The organism is Prosthecobacter sp. (assembly GCF_014879935.1).
Taxonomy (GTDB): Bacteria; Verrucomicrobiota; Verrucomicrobiia; order Verrucomicrobiales; family Verrucomicrobiaceae; genus Prosthecobacter.
Map to the genome: position 1 here is coordinate 1 of NZ_JACSRD010000028.1, position 4,867 is coordinate 4,867.

Sequence of the window (4,867 nt, forward strand, 5' to 3'; positions counted from 1 at the left end):
TTGTCAAAGTCCGCCGGTCCGGGCTGGCTGCCGCCGCTGGTGGGGCGGAAGCGCAGCCTGCCCAGCAGCCCGTTGGAAAAGGCGCAGCCGCTGCTGCATTCCAGCACCGTGTCCAGCACGGCGGTCAGGCCGGTCTTGATCTGATCCGCGGTGAGGCCGCCGCTTTTCGTGGCGGCGATGTTGAAAAACGTCTCGTCCGTCACGGGTTCGCCGAGCACAGGACGGGTGGTGAAGCCTCCCTTGGGATTGGGAGCGGTGTGGTATTTGAACGTGGGCATCGTGTTGGCTGGGTTGGGTGTTGCAGGTGTGTTTGCCGCCGTCTTCCGGCGGAAAGGCTTCTTCTTTTTGGCCGCAGGCTTCGGCGCGGGTGCCGGATAAGGCACAAAACCCTCGTCCCCAGGCTCCAGATAATAACTGGGGCTGCCCCATCTCAGGTTGGGATCGTCCCACGTGAAGGGCTTTCCCGTGAAGGGGTTGATCGCGTCCCAGTAAAGCGTTTTCACGGTCGGAAGCGGGTTGGCAATGGGGATTCCACCAAAGACCAGCCCAAGAGGCAATGATTTTTTGCAGCCGTCCGGCTCTGGCCCTCTGGCGAGCGCTCCTACGGCCTGTAGGCTCGTTCGCCAGAACGAGGGGGTGGGCGTGAGCGTTTGCGATCCGCCGCAGTCTGGCGACTGCGCCTACGGTCCTTCACTTCGCCAGGGTCACGTCGGGCCGGGCCTTTTTGAAGGCCGCCTCGTTGAACTTGGGGCACGTGGACACGGACAGCTCCAGTCTTTTGAGCTGCTTCAGGCCGATGAGGCCCTGCTCGGTGATCTCGCTGAGGTTTTCGAGACGCAAGGTTTGCAGCGTGCGCAGCTTGGCGAGGTGCGCGATGCCTTCGTCCGTGACTTTTGCTGCCGGGCCTGCGCCACCACCGCGGAGGGTGAGCTTCGTTAATTTGGGGAAGGTTGCCACCTCTGCCAGGGCGGCATTCTCCGTGTAGGTGCTGGCGAGAATGAATTCTTCCAAGCCGGCAAAGGCCTTTGCGGCGGACACATCCTCGACTGGAAAAGGTTCGCGGCGGGAAACGTCAAAGCTGGTGATGGAAGGGAACAGGGTGGCGATTTCGCGACACCATTCGGCAGCCTGTCCCGGCGGGCTGACGAACACGGCCTTGGTCAGCGGCAGGCCCTTGAGCTCCTTCCAGCCAGCCAGCGTGACCGGCGTGTTGGAAAACCCGATGCTGGTCAGCTTCTTGAGCTGACGGAGCGGCGGGAGGTCGGCGTCAGCAAACTTGCAGTCGTTGAACATGACCGATGTCAAATCGCTCAACTGGCTGATCTGAGCGATCCCCTCCGCTGCCAAAGCCAAACAGCCCCCCACATTGAGTCGTTCGAGTTTTTCCGCGTCTTTGAGCAAGGCAAGTTTTCGCCCGCTGAAGGCAGGGCTCCGGACGATTTGGAGTTCTTTCAGCTCCGGCAGAGTGGCCAAATAATCCGTGTCATCGTCCTGCACCGGATAGCCATTGATTTCGAGGAAGGACAACTGCCGCAGGCCGGCGAGGGCGCTGAGATTGGTGAACTCGATGACTGGCTTGGTGGGGCGATCCGCCTGAATGCTGACGTAAACGAGGTCGAAGGAGCGCTTGGGAAGGTCGGCCTTGAATTGGATGCGGCGCTTGACCTTGCCTTCCATGACGTCAATCACGCCCCCCATGTCGAGTGCCCACTCTGCCGCCTTGCGGTCGTCGCCGGGCGGGAGTTTCTTCTTGGGTAGGGCGCTTGGTCCTCCAAGCGCCGGGTCTGGCGTGGTCGCAGTCTTGGCGACGCTCGCGGCGGCTGGAGGACCAGCCGCCCTACCCAATCCCTCCCGATACTCCCGAACGACCTTGGCATGCTCGATGCGATTCGCTTGCGTGAGCGTGCTTTCGAGCTGCTTGAGACGGATGCCAAGCGGGTCGGTGAGGGCTTTGAGATTGGCGGCTTGGGTTGCTTCGAGCTTGCTGTGGGCGTCTCGGTAGATCTTGCGCAGGTCTTTGAGCGTGGCGGGTATGGTATCGTCGTCTTCAGCAGGCATCAGCTGCTTGTCGGCGATGAGTTTTTTCTCCGCTACCAGCGCCAGCACGCCGTCGAGATCGCCCTTCTGCTTCAGTTCGGTCATCTTGCGGTCCAGTCCGCCGAGGTAGCTGGTGTTCAGCGCGGCCACGTCTTTCTCGAAGGGCGCGGTCACGCGTTCGGCGGTGAGCTTCACGAACTGCTCGTGCAGCGTCTTCAGCTCCGGGATGGCGGCCATGGCATCGGCCTGCTTTGCCATCTCGGCCTTCTGCTGCTCCTGCTTCGCCGCCAGCGCACGCAGGTCGTTGCCTTTTTCATCGACGCCAAGGATATTCAACGCCTCGGCTTCACTGAGGCCGTCGAGGTTGATGACCTCGATGTCACGGATGGCGTTTGGGGCGAATAGGTGGCCTGTGATTCGTCCACTTTTCACACGCTGGTCAGTGACCACGGGGATCAATTGCTCGTCCACACGAGCGATGAGGCGATTGCCAACGAGTCCAAATTCGAGTCGCCACGGAAGGTCAAGTGGTGCCGCATAGGGGTGATTTACAAAAATCTCATCGCGAGGCCTGGTGGTAAGCTTGTCAGTGGCTAATCCGATGGCAGCGACTTGCAGGCTCGCGGCATATTGCCTCATCATATACTGGTAACGAGCTTCCATGTCGTCATAGCGGAGCGAGAGGCTGAAGAGGAATTTGGCTGAGTCGCTTTGTGATCCTTTCAGCGTCAACCGGATCGCCATGTTTGTATGCTGGCCATCGTGCAATGACGGCAAATTCACACGACGAGCTTCACGATTTGGCTTCAGGGGGACAGTCAGCCATCCATCCTCAAATCTCGCGCCGATGTCTGGCATTCGCAGATCCTCCGGCAAGTCCTCGAACTTGGTGAACAACTTCACCCACTGGCCGGGAGGGAACTTTTCGGAAGACTTGGAGATGGGGGGACTTGGAGACGAGGAGACGGGAGCCGTCGAAGCCTTGGCGGTGCCGGGCGTTGGAGTGGAGGCGACAGCGGCGGTCTTCTGCCGCAGGTCATTGCCCTTCTCATCCACGCCGAGAATCTTGAGCGCGTCGGCTTCACTGAGGCCGTCGAGGTTGATGACTTCGATGTCGCGGATGTCTTCGGCTCCGTAGATCTTGGCGTTACCACTCTTCAGGGAGTCGTCGTTCACCATGATTAGAGACGAATCTCCAACCCTCCCAATCAGGCGGCTGCCAACGGCAGCAAACTCCAACGAATAGTCATTTCCTGGGGCGGGAACTGAGACGTCCAGGTTTCCAAGATTGGTAACCTCGCCTATCCGAATCCATTTTTGTATCAACAGGTTGGTATGCGAGTTGGTGTAGATTTGGTATGCCGGCTTTCCGGTGTTTTCGCGGAGGACGATTTTAGTTTGGTCTTTGGTCGATCCGCGCCGGATACGCGCACGAACTGCAAAGTTTGCGGCGTCACTGTTGGGGATCTTCAAGGATTGTTGTTTCTCTCCAAAGCAAATCACCCCGTCTTCGACCTTCACGCCTGCTTTGCGCAGATCCTCCGGCAAGTCCTCTGCCTTGGTAAACACCTTGACCCATTTTCCCGGCGGAAACTTGTCGGAAGATGCGGGAACGGGGAGACTGGGAGACGAGGAGACGGGTGCCGGAGCGGGCCTCGGCTGCGCCTTGGCTGGCTCGGCGGGCCTGATGGTGGTCCGCTCAGTCCCCTGAGCGGGTTTGGTGGTTTGGGGAACGCTCGTTCCGCTCAGAGGACTGAGCGGCCCACTTGGCTTCGCCCCTTTCTTGCCGCCCATCATCACGAACGCGCCGATGCCGATGGCGGCTGCTGCTGCGAGGCCGATAAAGAGAGGTGCTTTGCTCTTGGCGGGCGGGAGAGGAGCGTGGGCACTCTTGCCCGCTGCATTTGGAGTCGCGGCTACGCCGCCCTTATTTGTGGTGCGGGCAGGCGTGCCCGCATCACTTCGAGGCTGCGGCGGTTTGCCAGTGGGCGTTTGTACCGCGGCTTGCATGGGTATCGCCGCGCTGCTCTGGCCGCCGCTGCGCACCAGGGGAGCGGTGAGGATGACATCAAGGTCGCGCCGCAGGTCCAGGGCGGTGGAGTAGCGCTCTTCGCGATCATACTTCATCGCCTGCATGACGACCTTGTCGAAGCGCGGGTCACAGCCGCTGAGCTTGCTGGGCAGGTCAAAGGCACCGCGCGGCACCTGGCCGGTGAGCATCTGGTAGAGCATGACCCCCACGGCGTAGAGGTCTGCGCGGCCATCGGTCTGCACTCCCATCATGAGCGCTTCGGGAGCCACATAGTCTGGAGTGCCCATGGCCAGACCGGTCTTTGTCAGGGCGTGGCCCTGGCCGCTGTCCTGCGCCTTGGCGAGGCCAAAGTCCGCCACCTTCACCTGGCCCTGCATGTTGATGAGGATGTTGCTGGGCTTGATGTCGCGATGGACCACCCCGTGGCTGTGCGCGTATTGCAGCGCGTCACAAACGTGCGCCGTGATGGCGAGCGCGTGCTCCGGGGGCAGGCGGCCCTGGCTCTGAATCATCTGATGGATGTCGGTGCCATTGATGAAGCCCATGACGAAGTAGAGCAGGCCGTCGCTGGTCTCGCCGAAGTCATAGACGGGCACGATGGCCGGATGCTCCAGCCGGGCCATGATCTTGGCCTCGTTCTTGAAGCGCTCGGTGAAGCTGGCGTCCTCGTCGTCGATCTCCGGCGGCAGGATTTTGATAGCGACGGGACGCTCCAGCGCCTTCTGCATGCCTTTGTAAACCGCGCCCATCCCGCCCCGGCCGATGAGTGCCTCGATCTGATACTGGGGTAGCATTTCC

At 60.9% G+C, this 4,867-nt stretch carries 1 protein-coding gene and 1 pseudogene; both read right to left on the reverse strand.

Annotated features, from left to right (window positions below):
- Window positions 1–503, reverse strand: a pseudogene (locus IAE77_RS00395) (hypothetical protein); the annotation flags it as partial.
- 187 nt (window positions 504–690) lie between these two features.
- Window positions 691–4,867: serine/threonine-protein kinase (locus IAE77_RS00400; RefSeq protein WP_294219675.1), on the reverse strand; the 4,177-nt coding region annotated here is incomplete at its 5' end.